This is a genomic window from Stenotrophomonas sp. SMYL89, assembly GCF_036319985.1.
Classification (GTDB): domain Bacteria; phylum Pseudomonadota; class Gammaproteobacteria; order Xanthomonadales; family Xanthomonadaceae; genus Stenotrophomonas; species Stenotrophomonas maltophilia_Q.
This window is the reverse complement of record NZ_JAWIRW010000004.1, coordinates 1-17,211: the sequence shown is the minus strand read 5'-3', so window position 1 is coordinate 17,211 and position 17,211 is coordinate 1. Positions and strand designations below refer to the sequence as shown.

The 17,211-nt window shown below is 66.2% G+C and carries 15 protein-coding genes; 6 read left to right on the top strand and 9 right to left on the bottom strand.

Annotated elements, in window-relative coordinates; genetic code table 11:
• The first annotated feature begins 19 nt into the window (after positions 1-19).
• Entirely contained in the window at positions 20-391 is a 372-nt protein-coding gene (locus tag V3B41_RS06095; RefSeq protein WP_019659313.1) for a DUF423 domain-containing protein, read from the top strand.
• Positions 392-950: 559 nt separating this feature from the next.
• Here the strand turns inward: V3B41_RS06095 and V3B41_RS06090 are convergent.
• The 3 genes from V3B41_RS06090 to V3B41_RS06080 form a co-directional block, all read right to left on the bottom strand.
• Positions 951-2,600: a phosphoethanolamine--lipid A transferase gene (locus tag V3B41_RS06090; protein WP_197632966.1), complete on the bottom strand. Its 1,650-nt coding sequence runs from the start codon at positions 2,598-2,600 to the stop codon at positions 951-953.
• On the bottom strand, positions 2,597-3,349 hold the full coding sequence (locus V3B41_RS06085; RefSeq protein ID WP_049429975.1) for a phosphatase PAP2 family protein: 753 nt from the start codon (positions 3,347-3,349) through the stop codon (positions 2,597-2,599). Before V3B41_RS06085 ends, V3B41_RS06090 begins: the two co-directional genes overlap by 4 nt.
• Positions 3,350-3,460: 111 nt before the next feature.
• Positions 3,461-5,164: a glycosyltransferase family 39 protein gene (locus tag V3B41_RS06080; RefSeq protein ID WP_329860460.1), complete on the bottom strand. Its 1,704-nt coding sequence runs from the start codon at positions 5,162-5,164 to the stop codon at positions 3,461-3,463.
• A 131-nt stretch (positions 5,165-5,295) separates the two neighbouring features.
• Here V3B41_RS06080 and V3B41_RS06075 point away from each other — a divergent pair, with 131 nt between their 5' ends.
• Both V3B41_RS06075 and V3B41_RS06070 read left to right on the top strand, forming a co-directional pair.
• Positions 5,296-6,009 carry a response regulator transcription factor gene (locus tag V3B41_RS06075; RefSeq protein ID WP_329860458.1) on the top strand — a complete coding sequence of 238 codons (714 nt, stop codon included), beginning with the start codon at positions 5,296-5,298 and terminating at the stop codon, positions 6,007-6,009.
• Positions 5,996-7,282 carry a HAMP domain-containing sensor histidine kinase gene (locus V3B41_RS06070; RefSeq protein WP_049429972.1) on the top strand — a complete coding sequence of 429 codons (1,287 nt, stop codon included), beginning with the start codon at positions 5,996-5,998 and terminating at the stop codon, positions 7,280-7,282. The genes V3B41_RS06075 and V3B41_RS06070 overlap by 14 nt, the downstream gene beginning before the upstream one ends.
• A gap of 86 nt (positions 7,283-7,368) precedes the next feature.
• Here V3B41_RS06070 and V3B41_RS06065 read toward each other — a convergent pair whose 3' ends face one another.
• Positions 7,369-7,758, bottom strand: coding sequence for a VOC family protein (locus tag V3B41_RS06065; protein WP_197632989.1), 390 nt, complete (start codon positions 7,756-7,758; stop codon positions 7,369-7,371).
• Between the two features lie 127 nt (positions 7,759-7,885).
• On the opposite strand from V3B41_RS06065, the gene V3B41_RS06060 reads away from it, so the two are divergent.
• A complete protein-coding gene (locus V3B41_RS06060) occupies positions 7,886-9,136 on the top strand; it encodes a DUF819 family protein (protein ID WP_049429970.1) in 1,251 nt (416 codons plus the stop codon).
• Between the two features lie 184 nt (positions 9,137-9,320).
• Positions 9,321-10,451, top strand: coding sequence for a DUF3103 family protein (locus V3B41_RS06055; protein ID WP_197632962.1), 1,131 nt, complete (start codon positions 9,321-9,323; stop codon positions 10,449-10,451).
• 636 nt (positions 10,452-11,087) lie between these two features.
• On the opposite strand, the gene V3B41_RS06050 is transcribed toward V3B41_RS06055, so the two are convergent.
• Both V3B41_RS06050 and V3B41_RS06045 read right to left on the bottom strand, forming a co-directional pair.
• Complete coding sequence (locus tag V3B41_RS06050; protein WP_005410613.1) at positions 11,088-11,312, bottom strand: CstA-like transporter-associated (seleno)protein; 225 nt, start codon at positions 11,310-11,312, stop codon at positions 11,088-11,090.
• Positions 11,312-13,393, bottom strand: a complete 2,082-nt coding sequence (locus tag V3B41_RS06045; RefSeq protein WP_197632960.1) for a carbon starvation CstA family protein — start codon at positions 13,391-13,393, stop codon at positions 11,312-11,314. Before V3B41_RS06045 ends, V3B41_RS06050 begins: the two co-directional genes overlap by 1 nt.
• Before the next feature lie 215 nt (positions 13,394-13,608).
• Between V3B41_RS06045 and V3B41_RS06040 the strand changes: the two genes are divergently transcribed.
• Positions 13,609-14,460 (top strand): pirin family protein, encoded by an 852-nt coding sequence (locus V3B41_RS06040; protein ID WP_329860453.1) that lies wholly within the window; start codon positions 13,609-13,611, stop codon positions 14,458-14,460.
• A gap of 119 nt (positions 14,461-14,579) precedes the next feature.
• Here V3B41_RS06040 and V3B41_RS06035 read toward each other — a convergent pair whose 3' ends face one another.
• The 3 genes from V3B41_RS06035 to V3B41_RS06025 all read right to left on the bottom strand — a co-directional run bounded on the left by V3B41_RS06035 (position 14,580) and on the right by V3B41_RS06025 (position 16,938).
• A complete protein-coding gene (locus V3B41_RS06035; RefSeq protein ID WP_049427671.1) occupies positions 14,580-15,038 on the bottom strand; it encodes a hypothetical protein in 459 nt (152 codons plus the stop codon).
• A 196-nt stretch (positions 15,039-15,234) separates the two neighbouring features.
• Positions 15,235-15,954, bottom strand: coding sequence for an aquaporin Z (gene aqpZ / locus V3B41_RS06030; RefSeq protein WP_006462519.1), 720 nt, complete (start codon positions 15,952-15,954; stop codon positions 15,235-15,237).
• A 120-nt stretch (positions 15,955-16,074) separates the two neighbouring features.
• Entirely contained in the window at positions 16,075-16,938 is an 864-nt protein-coding gene (locus V3B41_RS06025) for a pirin family protein (protein WP_049427674.1), read from the bottom strand.
• Positions 16,939-17,211 lie beyond the last annotated feature (273 nt).

Genomic DNA, 17,211 nt, shown 5'->3' with positions numbered 1-17,211 from the left:
CGCTGCGCAAGGAGCCCTCATGTTCAACCTGGAACGTCGCGCACGTAAGCCTTCCCTGCTGGCCTGTCTCGGCGCGCTGCTGGCGGCCGCCTCGATCGGCCTGTCCGCCTACGCATCGCACGGTGTGGCCGACCCGCTGGCGCAGCAGCATCTGAACATGGCGGCGCTGTACGCGTTCGCACATGGTGCGGTGCTGGTGGCGCTCGGGCCGCGCGCGCAGGGCGCGATCGCGCATCTGGCGCTGTACGTGCTGCTGCTGGGCGTGCTGCTGTTCTCCGGCAGCCTGGTGGGTGGCGCGCTGTGGCAGTGGCCGACGCGGATGGCACCGATCGGTGGCACCAGCATGATGGCCGGATGGGTGTTGCTGGCGATCAATGCGTTGAGGCGGTAACGGTAGCAGGGCCTTTGCTTCGATCCATGACAATGCGATCGTGAGGGTTCACGGGCGTTACTTTTCCTTTCGCGCGAAAAGAAAAGCAACCAAAGGAAACGCGCCGCCGGCCGCGAGCCGGTGCTGCGCACCGGTCCCCTGTGCTCCTGTGCCCGTCGAGGGACGGTGCGGAGAGCAGCCGAGCATGGCTCGGCGCTAGAGAATCGCAGGCACCTCTTCGCCCTCGCCGGACCTGCGGTGCTCGGCTCGCTTGAAGGCGGACCCAACAGCCGCGCGCTGATCCGTTGCAGGGTCTCGGAGTGAAGCGACCCGCTCTTGCCTTTGTTCTGTTGTTCCATCCCGGGGCGGACGCGCTCGGAAACTCTCCGTGGCCGGGCGGGTGGGTTGCGCAGGTGCGTAAGCGCCACGGATGGCGCGCCCGGGCCTACAAGGACGTATTTACGGCGTCCCCTGCCACCGGCCCCCCCCCGCCATCCCACGGAATGCACGCTGTTGCTGTTGTCGTTGCGTCGGCCGTTGCCTCTGCAGGTGCAGGGCTGCAAGCCCTGCCAAACAAGCCTCAACTCTCGCAGTTGGCGAACAGGTCGCGGTCGCGCTCGTACAGCGAGGTCTTCACCTGCATCAGGCCCAGCACCGACGGGAACAAATTGTCATGGTCGGTATAGGCCGCCGACCGCTTGCGCACGCACTGCAGGTCCAGCCCGCGGCTGCTGGCGAAGCCCGGCGAGAACCACATCGTCATCGGAACGCGGGTCTGCTCGGCCGGGGCGATCGCATACGGCACGCCGTGCAGGAACAGGCCCTTCTCGCCCAGCGATTCGCCATGGTCGGACAGGTAGATCATCGCCGTGTCGTAATCCTCCATGCCCTGCAGCGTGCCGATGGTCTTGCTCAGGAAATGATCGGTGTACAGCACGGCATTGTCGTAGCTGTTGGTGATCTCTTCGCGCGAGCAGCGGCCGATGTCACGGGTGTCGCAGGTTGGCTTGAAGCGGGCGAAGGCGGCCGGGTAGCGCTCGAAATACGCGGGGCCGTGGTTGCCAAGCTGATGCAGCACCACCACCCGGTCGCCGGGTTTGGCCCGCACCTGGGTGGCCAGGTCCTGCAGCAGGATCTCGTCCATGCAGCGGCCATCGGCACACAGCCCCGGTGTGGTCGCATCGGACAGCGACTGGAACTCCAGGCCTTCGCACACACCCTTGCAGCCGGACTGGTTGTCACGCCACAGCGGTGCGATGCCTGCACGGTTCAGTACGTGCAGCAGCGACTGGTGCGCGCGTATTTTCTTTTCGTCGTAGTCGTGGCGCCCCCACGGCGAGAACAGGCACGGCAGCGACACTTCGGTGCTGGTGCCGCAGGAGTGCATGTCGGGGAAGTTGATCACCGGCGCCTGGGCAAGTTCCGGGGTGGTGTTGCGGCCACCGTTGAGGCCCCAGTTCTGCGCGCGCACGGTCTCGCCCATGACGATCACCAGCAGGCGAGGCTTGCTGGCCGCACCGCGCGGCGTAGCCTTGGCATCGGTGCCGATCGGCAGCTTCGGCGCGCGCTGCACCGGGTTGTCGCCACGCAGTGCACGCGGCAGGCCCAGCAGCACGTTGGCCGGGGTGGCGAGGTAACGCACTTCGCGCTGGTTGCGCATCAGTGCCGAGACATCCTGGAACGAGATCAACGCACCGCCCACGGCGGTCACTGCCGCCACCACCAGGAAGCCGACGCGCCAGAGCAGGCTGCGGCCCCAGCTGCGCCGGCGCAGCTGCACACGCCACAGCACCACCATCGGCAGCACTGCCAGCAACAGCACCGGCCACAGCAGCGACACGGTCATCAACTCGCGGCTTTCCTTGGGGTCGGTCGCCAGTACGTTGCGCAGCATGTCCGCATCCAGGTAGATGTGGTAGCGGCTCATGTAGTGCGCAGCGAACGCTGTCACCAGCAGCAACAGGCTGATCACCACCTTGGCATTCCAGCGCCAGACCAGGATGCCCAGCAGTACGCCGTGTGCACCCAGCAGCAACAGCAGCAGCGAAAGCCCGTAGCGCAGGCTGCCCGGATGGCTGGCCATTGCGCTGTGCCAGAACAGGCCGTTGCCGGCCACCGCGAAGAACAGGCTGGTCAGCGCGATCAGTGCTTCGGTGGAAAGCTGCGGCCGCCAGTGGCGAAGACCCGCAAGGGCGGGGAGGCGGGCGGGGCGTTGGACCGATGCACTCATGCGTTTGCCTCCTGGCGGTTGGGACGGTCCAGCTGACGGCGGATCAGAACATACAGGCCCAGCGAAAGCAGCCAACATATCAACGCAGTGGCAACGTCATGCGAAAGGAAATGGGCGCCCCGCAGCTGCTGGCTGATGCCGAATACCAGGCCGGTGCCGAGGCCGATCCACAGCCCGGCCCAGCGCCAGGAGGGGCGCCACAGCAACGCGAAGAAATACAGGCAGAGCCACGCGTAGCCTGCGCTGGCATGCCCCGCCGGGAAGCAGGCCTGCGCGGCCATGCCTGCGGGGCGCGCCGTGAAAAGCCCGATGAAAGGCTGGTGGCCGCCGTAGCGGAGCAGGTCCCACGGGCATTCCATCGGTACCAGCGACTTCAGCAGGGAGATCACGCCGGTGCCCAGAGCCATGGCAATCACGACATAAAGCAGCGCCCATTGCAGGGTGCGATCACGTCCTTTGCGCCAGTGGTGGAAGCACAGCAGGATCACGACCAGCGCCGCTGCCGTGCTCAGCCATTTGCCGGCCTTGTGCACGACGCTGCGGGTGATCCAGGCGTCCTGCAACGCCCAATGGCCGCCTTCAAGGCGGAACAGATGATCGGCCACCCATTGATCGCCGCCGAAGCCCATCAGCAGCGTAAACAAGGGCAGACCGATTGCGACAGGCAGCCAGAGGTGAATTACGGCAAATCGAGACGCCAGTGGCGATGTCGCAAGCGGCGCTACCGAATCAAGTGGACGGACGGGCATGCTGGGAAGGGGCGGTTCGGGAATCCGCGGTCATGCTCGTCACCTGGATGTCGGAGAAGGGTCGGACGCTCGTTCGTGCCGGGTTAATGTTCGTCCTGCACGTGTCAACGTTCAGTCTTCTTCGGCGGTCGATCCTGTCCGCTCGGCGTGGCATTCCGGGTTCCAAGCGGTACCGGGAAGCAGTTGCCAACGGTTCCTGTTGGCAACACCGATGTCGATCACCTTGGCCGGATCCACGCAGGGGCTCATCGCGTCGTCCAGCACCAGCAGCCAGCGCTTGTCTGGCGCCTCGGCCAGCCACGGGCCGGCGTCATGCCATTGCTCGGCCCAGGGGCGCTTGAAGCCGAACTCGCGTACCGGGCGGTCGGCCTGCAGCAGGTTCTGTTCGCGCCAGGCCACCAGCGCCAGTTCGGCGTCTGGTCCGATCCGCGCGCCGACCCGGCGCATCAGCGCCGACGCCGAGGCGTAGGGGTCCAGCGCCGGGATCAGCACCAGGCCGTAGAGCATCCACAGCATGCCGTGGGTCAGCAGCACCAGCGTCGCCGCGCGGCGTACCCGCAGCCACACGATCAGCGTGGCCAGGGCAATGGCAAAGGTGAGCAGGCCATCCCCCAGCACGGGCAGCAGGGTGTCGGGCATCGCCCGGCGTTCCAGCTGGGCCACCGCCCACGGGTGTTCGGTCATCAGCATCACGCCCAGCGTGCCGGTGGCCAGCATCAGCACCACGCTGTAGCCGAACAGATAGCGGCGCACGCACAGGCGGCGCAACAGGCCGGGCAGCAGCGGTGCCACGGCCAGCGCCATGGCCGGCAGCATCGGCAGCAGGTACACCTCACGCTTGCCTGGGCTGGCGCTGAAGAACACCAGCACCAGCACGGCCCAGCCCAGCAGCAGCCACTGGCGGCGGTCGCCTCGGCGGATACGGCGCCACCAGGGCTTGAACAGCATCGGCAGCAGCAGGCTGCCCGGCAGCCACAGGGTCAGGATCACCTGCAGGTAGTACCAGGCGGGCTGCCGGTGGTGCCAGGCATTGGCGTAACGGGTACCGGTCTGCTTGAACAACAGCTCATGCGCGTAGGCCTGCAGTTCGGCCGTGGGCGTGTGCAGCAGGGCCCAGCCCAGCGGCGCCAGCCACACCCCTACCCCCAGCAGGAAGGCCGGGATCAGCCACAGCAGGGTGGCCGGATGCGGGCCTTCCACCGTGTACCCCCGGCGACGCTGGTACAGCCACCAGCCAAACCAGGGCAGCACCATCAGCAGCGGCAGGAAGCCCACGCCCTTGGTCACGGTACCCACGCCGGCGGCAAAGCCGGCCAGCCACAGGGCGGGCAGATTGCGGCGTTCGCACAGGTGGCGCATCAGGCCCCACAGGGCCACGGTGGTCATGCCAACCAGCACCATGTCGATCTGCGCGCGCTTGGCCATCAGCCCGAACTGCAGGGTGCAGAACAGCGCCGCCAGGGCGTAGATGGAATGCCGTGGCGACCACAGCCGCCGTGCCAGGTCCGACACCAGCCACAGGCTGAGCAGGGCGCCCAGCAACGACGGCAGCAGGAACGACCACTGCCAGCTGCCGACGATCTCGTAGGCGGCGGCCTGCAGCCACATGAAGACCGGCGGCTTCTCCGCATACAGCTCCACGCCACGGTGCGGCAGCAGCCATTGCCCGCTCTCGACCATGGTCCTCGCCGCCAGCACGAAGCGCGGCTCGTCCGGCGGCTGCGGTTGCCGAAGGCCGATCCCCGCTGCCAGCGCAGCAATGATCAGCAACCACAACAGGGGCAGGTGCCAACGGCGGGGCAGGGCTACGGGCACGGCAGGCTCCGGGAGCAAAACGGCCATTCTGAGGTGGCGGGGGTGGGAAAAGCGTCAGAGCGGCGCCGGGGCGACCGCATTCCGACATGTGCGGCGCTACCATGGTACGAACTTCCGTGGATGTTTCGTGCATGCGTCTGTTGGTGATCGAGGACAACCGCCAGCTGGTGGCGAACCTGTTCGACTATTTCGAGTCGCGCGGGCATGTGCTCGACGTGGCGCCCGATGGCATCACCGGACTGCACCTGGCCGGAAGCCATCCGTATGACGCGGTCATCCTGGACTGGATGCTGCCGCGCATGGAGGGCCCGGAGGTGCTGCGCCGGCTGCGCGCCGAACATGCATCGGAAGTGCCGGTGATCATGCTGACCGCGCGTGACGAGCTGCCGGACAAGATTGCCGGCTTCCGTGCCGGCGCCGACGACTACCTGACCAAGCCGTTCGCGCTGCCGGAGCTGGAGGTGCGGCTGGAAGCGCTGCTGCTGCGGGCGCAGGGCCGCAACCCCCGCAAGCGCCTGCAGGTGGGCGACCTGGTGCTGGATCTGGCCACCTTGGAAGCCCAGCGCGGCAACCAGGTGCTGCACCTGTACCCGGCCTGCCGCAAGCTGCTGGAGGTGTTGATGCGCGCCAGTCCGGGCGCGGTCACCCGCCAGCAGCTGGAATTCGCCCTGTGGGGCGACGAACCGCCGGATGGCGATCTGCTGCGTTCCCATGTCTACGAACTGCGCCGCAGCGTCGATGGTCCGTTCGCCGAGAAACTGATCCATACCCTGCCGCGGGTGGGCTACCGGCTGGCGGTGACCACCGCCAGCGATGCGAGCAAGGATGGCGATGAAGGCGCGTAAGCCGGGGCCGCTGTACCGGCGCGTGGTGTGGTGGTTGCTGGGCTATCTGGCGCTGCTGTCGATCGCGGTGTTCAGCGTCGGCAACTATGTGCATGAACATGCCGAGCATGCCGCCTGGCGCGCACTGCTCAATTCCGAACTGGACAGCATCGTCGAGCACGTCGAGCACGAGCCGCATTACCGCTGGCAGGATTCGGACACGCTCAGCCTGTACCGCTTCGATGCGGTCAACCTGCCCCAGGGCCTGCGCACATTGCATCCGGGGCTGCATGACGGCGTGATGGTCAAGGGGCGTGAGACGGCGGTGATGGTGCGCGAAACCGAGTCGATGGGCCGGGTCGCGCTGGTTCTGGACATCTCCGACTTCCATGACCTGGAACAGTTCGCCACGCGCTGGGTGATGCTGGCCGGGGTGATCATGATCTTCGTCACCGTGCTGATGGCGTCGTTCGGTATGGAGCGCATGGTGCGTCCGTTGAGCCTGCTGGCGCAGCACATCGCCGCGCTGCGGCCGGGCGTTCAGGGCCAGCGCATCGAGGTCGATCCGCGTGGCAGCTCGGAGCTGCACACCATCGCCGATGCGCTGAACGACTATCTGGACCGCAACGAGCAGTTCGTCGAACGCGAGCGGGTCTTCATCAGCACCGCCAGCCATGAACTGCGCACGCCGATCGCGGTGATGACCGGCGCTGCCGAGCTGGCGCTGGAGCAGCCGGGGCTGCCCGAGCGTGCACGTCAGCAGATGCAGCGCGTGCTGCGCACCGCGCAGAGCGTGGAGCAGCTGATCGAACTGTTGCTGGTGCTGGCCCGTGATCCGGCGCGCCTGGCCGCGCGCGCCGAGCGCATCGCGCTGGACCAGCTGTTGCCGGAAATCGTTGACGACCATCGTCACCTGCTCGGCGACAAGGACCTGAGCATCGGCATCCAGGCTGCGCCGGTGGACATCGTCGCGCCGCTGGCCGTTGTGCAGGCGGCGATCGGCAACCTGCTGCGCAATGCCATCGAGAACAGTGGGCGCGGCCATATCGAACTGCGGCTGAGTTCGTCGGCGGTGTTGACCCTGCAGGATCCGGGGCATGGCATGAGCCCGGAGGAGATTGCGGCGATCCACGCGCGCATGGCCCGTGGTGAACGCGCGGACCGTGGCGGCGGCATCGGCCTGGATCTGATCGCACGACTGTGTGAACACCTGGGCTGGACCCTGCAGCTGCATCCCTGTGACCCGCGCGGAACGCGCGCCACGCTCGATTTCAGCGCCTCACGTCCGGCCTGAACCGGCCGTCCTGCGGGATGCCAACCTCGGTTGGCATGCCGTCCATCGACCAAGGTCGACGCCTACCCACGCAATGGCTGTCCGCATCAACGCCCGTTTGGCCGCGCCACGTGCTGGTCGATCAGGATCACATTGCCATCAGGATCGGCCAGCTGCAGATAGCCGGTGCCCTGCCCATCAGGGTCGGTGCGCACCGCCAGTTCGATGCCCTTCGCATCCAGCTCCGCCTGCAGCTCGCGCACGTCCTGGAAGTGGGGCAGTTCCTGCTTGTGCTGGTCCCAGCCCGGGTTGAAGGTGAGCAGGTTGCCTTCGAACATGCCCTGGAACAGGCCGATGACAATGCCGTTGTTGCGCATCACCAGCCAGTTCTGCGCCGGCTCGCCGCCGGTCACCGAGAAGCCCAGTGCTTCGTAGAAGGTGCGGGAGGCCGACAGGTCCCGGACCGAGAGGCTGACGGAGAAGGCGCCGAGCTGCATGGGAGAGGTTCCGGCAAAGGGCAGCCGGCACTGCAGCATGACCCGGCGTGAAGACAATGTTAATCTGCGGATGCGCCGCTTTATGCGGCGCTTTTTTTTCCCGCTCTTTCGATCGACAGAGGATCCCATGCCGACCGAACCCGCTACTGCCCTGATCAGCAACGACATCGTTGGCCTGGGCCTGATTGCCGCCACCCTGGCCCTGATCTTCTGGGCTGCCAGTGGCCCGACCCCTCTGCTGAAGAAGATCTTCGCCTGGGTGCCGGCGCTGCTGCTGTGCTACTTCATCCCCGCCATCTACAACACCGCCGGTGTCATCGATGGCCACAACACCTCGCTGTACAACCCGGTTGCACGCGACGTGCTGCTGCCGGCCGCGCTGGTGCTGCTGACCCTGTCGATCGACCTGAAAGGGGTCATCAAGCTCGGGCCGAAGCTGCTGCTCGTGTTCTGCGCCGGTACCGCCGGCATCATGCTCGGCGCCATCGTCTCGTTCCAGCTGATGAAGCTGATCCACCCGGAAACCGTGGCCGGTGATACCTGGGCCGGCATGGCCGCATTGGCAGGCAGCTGGATCGGTGGCGGCGCCAACATGGTCGCCATGCGCGAGGTGTTCGGCACCGATGCCACCACCTTCGGCCAGTTCGCGGTGGTCGACGTGGCCTGCGCCAGCCTCTGGATGGCCATCCTGTTGTTCCTGGCCAACCGCGCACAGCAGATCGACACCCGCAACGGTGCCGATACCCGTGCCATCGACGAGATGAAGGCGCGCATCAGTGCCTACGAGGCGCAGAACGCACGCATTCCGAGCATGACCGACCTGATGGTGATCGTCGGCGTGGCACTGGGCGGTGTCGGCCTGGCCCACGCCATCGCTGCGCCGCTGTCCGGCTGGTTCAAGGCCAACGTCAGCTGGGCCAGTCAGTTCAGCCTGGACAGCCAGTTCGTGTGGGTGATCCTGCTGTCCACCGCGATGGGCCTGGGCCTGAGCTTCACCCGCGCGCGGCGGCTGGAAGCGGCCGGTGCGTCGCGGCTGGGCACAGTGTTCCTGTACTTCCTGATCGCCTGCATCGGCATGCAGATGAACCTGCTGTCGCTGCTGGATCGGCCGTGGCTGTTCCTGCTCGGCGCGATCTGGATGGCCACGCACGTGCTGGTGCTGTGGGTGGTGGCCAAGCTGCTGCGCGCGCCGTTGTTCTTCTTTGCCATCGGTTCGCAGGGCAACATCGGTGCGGCGGCGTCGGCACCGGTGGTGGCGGCGGCGTTCCACCCGACGCTGGCGCCGGTGGGCGTGCTGCTCGGCACGGTGGGCTATGCCACCGGCACCGGGCTGGCCTATGTCACTGGCTTGATCCTGAAGTGGATGGCCAACGGCTGAGTCCGGGCCTCCGTGGGATCGCATTCCCGTATGGAGCCGAGCCCATGCTCGGCTCTTTTTTTGCCGGCCGCAGGTGGAACTGTGCAGTACATACCGGCACGCATGGTGTCAGCGTCGTAGCGTAGGCAGCACCTGTCGCTCATCCGCAGCGACGTTGCCGGGGGCTGGAATGACGCAACGACAGATGATTCGCGGGGTTGCAGTACTGGCGCTGCTGCTGGCCAGTGCGGGGGCAACTGCACAAGGTGCTGCAACTGCGCGTGGCGCCCAGGTTCAGGCCGTGACCGAGGCGAGCGCGCGCGAGGTGGCTTCGCTGATCACGCAACCGGGCTTTGCCGAGATCGTGCGCGGCACGCTGGTGGCATCGCCCGAGCATGCCGTGGCCCTGGATGCGGTGATGGAGCGCTTTGACCCGGATGTTCGTACCCGGGCCAGTGCCGCCTTGGCCAGCAACGATCAACGGTTGCGCCAGGCCAAGGGATTGTCGGAGCAGGGTGAGGGCCTGCTGCAGCTGCGCGCCTATGTTCCTGAGGGCCAGTCGCTGGCGGACACCGCTCCGCAACAGCTGTGGGTGGCCAGCCTGCCGCGCGGCAATGACCGGGACTGGACCACCTTGACCGCCTACGACGCGCAGGGCCGCGCGCATGTGCTGGATGCGAAGCGTGCGCCGTCATTTCCGGTGCTGATCGTCGATATCGATACCCGCCGTTCGGTGCAGGAGGGCATGGCGCTGGTCAACGCCGGGTTGCGCGCACGGGGCCTGCAGTCACCCGAGCGCATCCAGCTGTCGGCCGATGGCGCGCGCGCGTCGCTGGATATCACCCGTCTCGACCGCATCCGCCTGGCCGATGACCAGGAGCCGTGGGCATTGGGCGCGGCCGAGGTGTTCGCAGTGGTGTCCGGGCTGCAGGTCGGCAAGGCCGAGCCGGAAATGGCTACGGTCGACATGCCCTACCTGGACTATGACAAGACCGACTACACCCCCCGGCAGGCGCTGATCCTGTGGGGCAACTACCGCTTCAACGCGGCCAATGTCCAGCTGTTCGAGGATGACGGCGACACCAACTACCAGGACCTGTTGGTGGCGCTGAGCAACGGTGTGAAGGCGGCACTGGGCGCGTTTGCGCCGGAGTATTCGGTGATCGCCGATATCGCAGGTGCGATTCTGAAGGCGATGCCAACGTCGTGGTTCTCCAACGACATCGATTACGTGGACAGCTTCTACCTGGTACAGCGTGGCCAGGCGTACACCGATCGCATGGGCGCGGCGAACAACGCCAGGGTCACGCTGACGCCGATCACACTGGTGGAGTAGGCCAGCAGGGCTTGCAGCCCTGCACCCGCTCAGTGCAACGGCAACAGCAACGGCTACAGCGGGCATTCCGTGGGATGGCGGGGTGGGTCCGGCTGCGGGGGACGCCGTAAATACGTCCATGTAGGCTCGGTCGCGCCATCCATGGCGCTCACGCCCCCGCAACCGGACCCACCCCGCCTTCGACAGGTTCACGCGGCTGTGGGTAACGGCGACTGCTGGCACGCGTGGCTTTGGATAGGTGTCGACCTTGGTCGACACGATTTTTCTGTCAGATATCGATAAACAGAATGGGGTCAGATCCGTTTTCCTTCGGAAAATGGATCTGACCCCGCATGTGTGTCGCCGTCACCGGCAATCTGTCGAAGGTGGGGCGGTGTGGGCTTGCAGGACCGTTGGCGGCATGGATGGCGCCATCGAGCCCCCATGGGTGAGGGCGCTTTGCTTGCGAAGCACTGCTTCGCAAGCGCCCGAACGCACAGCCGCCAGTGGCTGGGCCGGCCTGGGGGTTTACGGCGTGTCCTGCAAGCCCACACCGCCCCGCCAAACCCACAGAAAGCCAGAGCAGACGCTCCCGCAGTTGCAGTTGCTCCGGCCTCTGCGGGCGCCGGGCTGCAAGCCCGGCACCCACCCAGAACCTCAACAGCAGCGACCGCCGTTGCGTCCGCCGTAGCGCGCTTCCTGGCGCTCGCGGAAGAACGTCTTGTAGTCCATCGGCTCCTGGTCCGGATGCTTCTCCAGCATGTGCCGGACGTAGTTGTCGTAATCAGGAATGCCACAGCACAGCCGTGCGGTCTGCACCAGGCGCCGCCAGATGCGGCGGTGCGCCTGGTACTGGCCGGCGGGAACCAGTTGCGTGCTCATCACAGGTCCACCATTTCATGCGGCTTCAGCGCCACGTACGGGGTCTCGCGGTCGCTGCGCTGCGGGTTGCGGCGTGCCGCCAGGATGGTCTTGATTGAATACACCAGCACTGCGCCCACCACCATCAGGAACAGCGCGGTCAGGCCGGTGTTGACGTAAGCGTTGACCACGATCTGCTTCATCTGCGCCACCGACTTGGCCGGTGCGGTGATGGTGTCGCTGGCGAGGGCGGCCTGGAACTTGTGTGCCTGCGCCAGGAAGCCCTGTGCCGGGTTGCTGTCGAAGATCTTGATGAAGCCGGCGTAGGTGGTGCAGATCAGCAGCCAGATCGCTGGCACCGCCGTCACCCACGCATAGCGGTCACGCTTCATCTTGAACAGCACCACCGTGCCCAGCATCAGCGCGATACCGGCCAGCATCTGGTTGGAGATGCCGAACAGCGGCCACAGCGTCTGGATGCCACCGAACGGATCGACCACGCCGGTGTAGAGCAGGTAGCCCCACAGCGCCACGCAGCCGGCGGTACCGATGATGTTGGCGGTCCACGACTCGGTCTTCTTCAGCGCCGGCACGAAGTTGCCCAGCAGGTCCTGCAGCATGAAGCGACCGGCACGGGTGCCAGCGTCGACTGCAGTGAGGATGAACAACGCTTCGAACAGGATCGCGAAGTGGTACCAGAACGCCATCATCGCGTCGCTGCCACTGGGAATCGCTTCGTGCAGGATCTGCGCGATGCCCACCGCCAGTGTCGGTGCGCCCCCTGCGCGATGCAGGATGGTCGGTTCACCAATCGCCGCCGCAGTCGCGGTCAGCTGTTCGGGGGTGATGGTGAAGCCCCAGGTGTTGGTGATGTAGTGCGCCGCCGATGCAGCATCGGCACCGATCACTGCCGCCGGGCTGTTCATCGCGAAGTAGATGCCCGGATCGATGATCGAGGCCGCGACCAGTGCCATCACCGCCACGAACGATTCCATCAGCATGCCGCCGTAGCCGATGTAGCGCATGTGTGCTTCATTGGCCAGCAGCTTCGGCGTGGTGCCCGAGGAGATCAGCGCGTGGAAGCCGGACACCGCACCGCAGGCAATGGTGATGAACAGGAACGGGAACATGCCGCCCTTCCACACCGGGCCATCACCGCTGGCGGCGAACTGGGTCAGCGCCGGCATCTTCAGTTCCGGCATCACCACCAGGATGCCGATGGCCAGCGCGATGATGGTGCCGATCTTGAGGAAGGTCGACAGGTAGTCGCGCGGTGCCAGCAGCAGCCACACCGGCAGCACCGAGGCGACGAAGCCGTAGCCGATCAGCATCCAGGTGATCTGGGTGCCGGTGAAGGTGAACGCAGGGCCCCACACAGGATCGGCGGCGACCTTGCCGCCGTACCAGATCGCGGCCAGCAGCAGGATCAGGCCGACCACCGAGATCTCGCCGATCTTGCCGGGGCGGATGTAGCGCATGTACACGCCCATCAGGATCGCGATGGGCATCGTCGCGATCACCGTGAACATGCCCCACGGGCTTTCGGCCAGTGCCTTGACCACCACCATCGCCAGCACTGCCAGGATGATGATCATGATCAGGAACGCGCCGAACAACGCGATCGTTCCAGGCACCTGGCCCATTTCCTCGCGCACCAGATCACCCAGCGAACGACCGTTGCGGCGGCTGGACAGGAACAGGACCATGAAGTCCTGCACCGCGCCGGCCAGCACCACGCCCACCACCAGCCACAGCAGGCCGGGCAGGTAGCCCATCTGCGCGGCCAGCACCGGGCCGACCAGCGGGCCGGCACCGGCAATGGCGGCGAAATGGTGGCCGAACAGCACGTGCTTGTTGGTCGGCACGTAGTCCAGGCCATCGTTGTTGATCACCGCCGGGGTGGCCCGGGTCGGGTCCAGCTGCATCACCTTGTTGGCGATGAACAGGCTGTAGAAGCGGTAGGCCACCAGGTACAGCGAAACCGCGGCGACGACGATCCACAACGCATTGATGTGTTCGCCGCGGCGCAGGGCCACGGTGCCCAGACAGAAGGCGCCGAGCAGGGCGAGGGCCGCCCAGCCTATTTTGGAAAACCCTTTCATGAGGTGCTCTCTCCCGGAAAGACAGTCAAAGAGTCCCGCGTGCCCTCGGCAGGGTCAATTGGCACAGGACGAATCGGCGGTAGTACTTTGGTCGTACGCTTGTTGTGCTGACGTGCAGCGAACATCAGGGATGGAACAATCGGTTGCGGCGCCGTCCATTGGCGCGCAGCCGTGTGGCGTCCATCTTCAGTGGCATCCATCCAACAGGAGTCGCCATGAGCTTTCCCGAACCGGTCCGCGTGCTGCGGACCATCCGTGGCATGCCCACCTCCGACGGTGCCGGCGTGCGCCTGACCCGCGTCATCGGTGGCCCCACGCTGCCGGACCTGGATCCGTTCCTGCTGCTCGACGAATTCGGCACGGACCGTGCCGAGGACTACATCGCCGGCTTCCCGGAGCATCCGCATCGTGGTTTCGAGACCGTCACCTACATGCTCGACGGGCGCATGCGGCATCGCGACAACCACGGCAACGAGGGCCTGCTGACCCCGGGCAGCGTGCAGTGGATGACCGCAGGCCGCGGCCTGGTGCATTCGGAAATGCCCGAGCAGGAAAGCGGGCAGATGCGCGGCTTCCAGCTGTGGGTGAACCTGCCGGCGAAGGAGAAGATGACGGATCCGAAGTACCAGGAATTCGCCCCTGAGCGGATTCCGGTGGTGCATCCGGAAGCGGGCGTGGACGTAAAGGTCATTGCCGGCACCGTGGATGGCACGCAGGGCCCGATCGTGCAGCCGGCCACCGATCCGCTGTACCTGGACATCACGCTGGCGCCGGATCGCGCCTGGACCTATGCCTTGCCGGAAGGGCACAACGCGTTTGCGTATGTGTTCGAAGGTGCGGTGACGGTGGGTGAGCAGGATGCGGCGCGCGACGTCGCCCGACAGGAACTGGCGGTGCTGGGCGGTGGCGAGCAGCTGCATCTGTCGGCAGGCAGCGAGGGTGCGCGGCTGATCCTCGTGGCCGGTCGTCCGCTGCGCGAACCGGTGATGCGCCATGGCCCGTTCGTGATGAACACGCGGCAGGAACTGATGCAGGCCTTCGTCGATTTCCAGGAAGGCAAGTTCTGAGGGATTGCGCCGGGCATGGCCCGGCGAAAGAAGCCGGTAACGCCGCCGGGCCATGCCCGGCGGACGTCCCGCGCGTCGGATCCTGCGGGGATGCTGCCAGGCAGTCATCCCCGCCATCGTCAGTTCCCGGCAGCCACGGCCGACGGGGTCAGGCTCATGCCCTGCGCCAGCTGCTGCAGCGAGCCCAGTTCCTGCGCGCTGTCCGGATACAGCGAAATCTGCGCGTAACGTCCTTTGTCGAGCTTGACCACGCTGATGCGGCGCTCGGCATAGCCGGGCGGCTGCTGGCCTCCCAGGTCGGGCTGGTACCAGTACAGCGATTCACCGCCGAAACTGCCCTTTTCCTGGCGCAGCGAGCGGTTCAATGGAAGGTTGGGATCGCGCGTACTGAGCATCAGGCTCAATACCTCGCGGCCATCGCCGGTGCTGGCGCGGCAGACCAGGAAATCGGCCTGTGCCTGCTGTTGCCACTGCAGGCCGCTGCTGGCCGGCAATGAAGGACATTCGGTAGGAGCCTGCGCGGCGGCCTGGGCCGCAGCGAACAGCAGGCTCGACAACACTACAGGCGCGAACTTCATGCATCCCCCAAGGTGGTGTGTCGTTGGCTCCGCCGGATGGACCGGCAGCCTTGGCATCCCATCCCCGGATGCCACCCCGGCCGGCATGTGCACGGACGGTCAACTCAACCTTAACGGAACGTGAGCGATCGCACAAATTGCGGTTACAAGCGTAACCATTGCGGCCGAAGATCGGCCGCAATGGTCCGCACAGGCCTCAGCGGTCGTTGCCGATCCACTTGTAGATGATGCCGCCGATCGCGCCGCCCAGCAGCGGAGCGACCCAGAACAGCCACAGCTGGCTGACCGCACCGCTGCCGGCGAAGAAGGCCACGGCGGTGGAGCGGGCCGGGTTCACCGAGGTGTTGGTGACCGGGATGCTGATCAGGTGGATCAGGGTCAGCGACAGGCCGATCGCCAGCGGCGCGAAGCCAGCCGGTGCCTTGCCATGGGTGGAGCCCATGATCACGATCAGGAACACGGCGGTCAGCACCACTTCGCACAGGAAGGCCGCGGCCACGCTGTAACCGCCGGGCGACAGCGCGCCATAACCATTGCTGGCGAACGCACCGGCCTGGCTGCCATCGATGGCGAAGCCGCTGGCCCCGGAGGCGATCTGCAGCAGGATGAAGCCGGCCAGCAGGCCGCCAGCCACCTGGGCGATGATGTACGGCACGAGGTCCTTGGTCGGGAAGCGGCCGCCGGCCCACAGGCCGACGCTGACCGCCGGATTGAAGTGCGCGCCGGAGATATGGCCGAACGCATAGGCGCCGGTCACCACGGTCAGGCCGAAGGCCAGGGCGACGCCGAGGAACCCGATACCCAGCGGATTGCCATCACCGCCGAACTTGGCGGCCAGCACCGCACTGCCGCAGCCACCCAGAACCAGCCAGAACGTGCCGAGGAATTCGGCGGACAAGCGTTTACCCATGCTCATGTGTTGCACTCCTTTGACGGTGAAAGTGTGATTTATGTCACATTTCAGTGATCAGCGGGTGACTGTAGCGTCAACGCCGGGTGCAGGGATACACCCTCGGATGTGTGCAACACGCGATGTTCAGTACTGCGGCAGCGGGATGAATTCCTTGTCGTCGCCCGGAATGGTGCCGAAGCGGCCGGCCTCCCAATCGTGCTTGGCCTGCTCGATACGCTCCTTCGAGCTGGATACGAAGTTCCACCACAGATGACGCGGGCCATCCAGCGGCTCGCCGCCGAACAGCATGGCCTTCACCGGCGTCTTCGCGCGCAGGCGGCCACGTGCGCCGGCTTCCGGAATCACCAGGTGCTGTGCGGGGATGTCCACGCCATCCAGCTGCGCCTCGCCCTCGAGGATGTACAACGCGCGTTCGCGATGGCCGTCGTCGATGTCGATCTCCGCATCCGGGTCGAGATCGATCGCCACGTTGAGGGTGTCGGCGAACACCTTCACCGGCGATTCCTCGCCATAGGCGCGGCCGGCGATCACGCGCAGCCAGGCACCGTTGCGGCGCTGCTCGGGCAGGGTGGCCGCCGCGTGGTGGTAGAACGCCGGTTCGATTTCCTCGTGCGACTTCGGCAGCGCCACCCAGGTCTGCATGCCGTGGATCGGGTTGTCATGGTCGCGGTCCGGTTGCGGCGTGCGCTCGGAATGAGCGATGCCGCGGCCGGCGGTCATCCAGTTGACGTCACCGGGACGGATCACCTGGTCCGAGCCGAGCGTATCGCGGTGTCCGATCGCACCCGACCACAGGTAGGTCACGGTGGCCAGGCCGATATGCGGATGGGGGCGCACGTCGATGGCGGTGCCGGGGTGCATGAGTGCCGGGCCCATCTGGTCGACGAACACGAACGAGCCGATGCTGCGGGCCTGCAGGGTGGGAACGGCGCGACGGACTTCGAGGCCGCCGATGTCGTGCACGCGCGGGGCGATGATGGTGGTCATGCGGGCGTTCTCGCTGGCAGGGATCAGGCGATCAGCATCGCATGGAGCTGTGACGGGGGCATTCCCCGTATGGGTAACAGGTTGTTCCAGCCAACGGCGCAGCCCCTCGTGGCTGGCTGCTTGGTCGCTGAAGGCAGAAGCAAAAGCAGAAGCAGAAGCAGAAGCAGAAGCCGCGCTTGGCCGGGCGGGTGGGTGGCGCAGGGGACGCTGCAAGTACGTCCATGTAAGCTCGATCGCCGCATCCATGCGGCTCACGCCCCTGCGCCACCCACC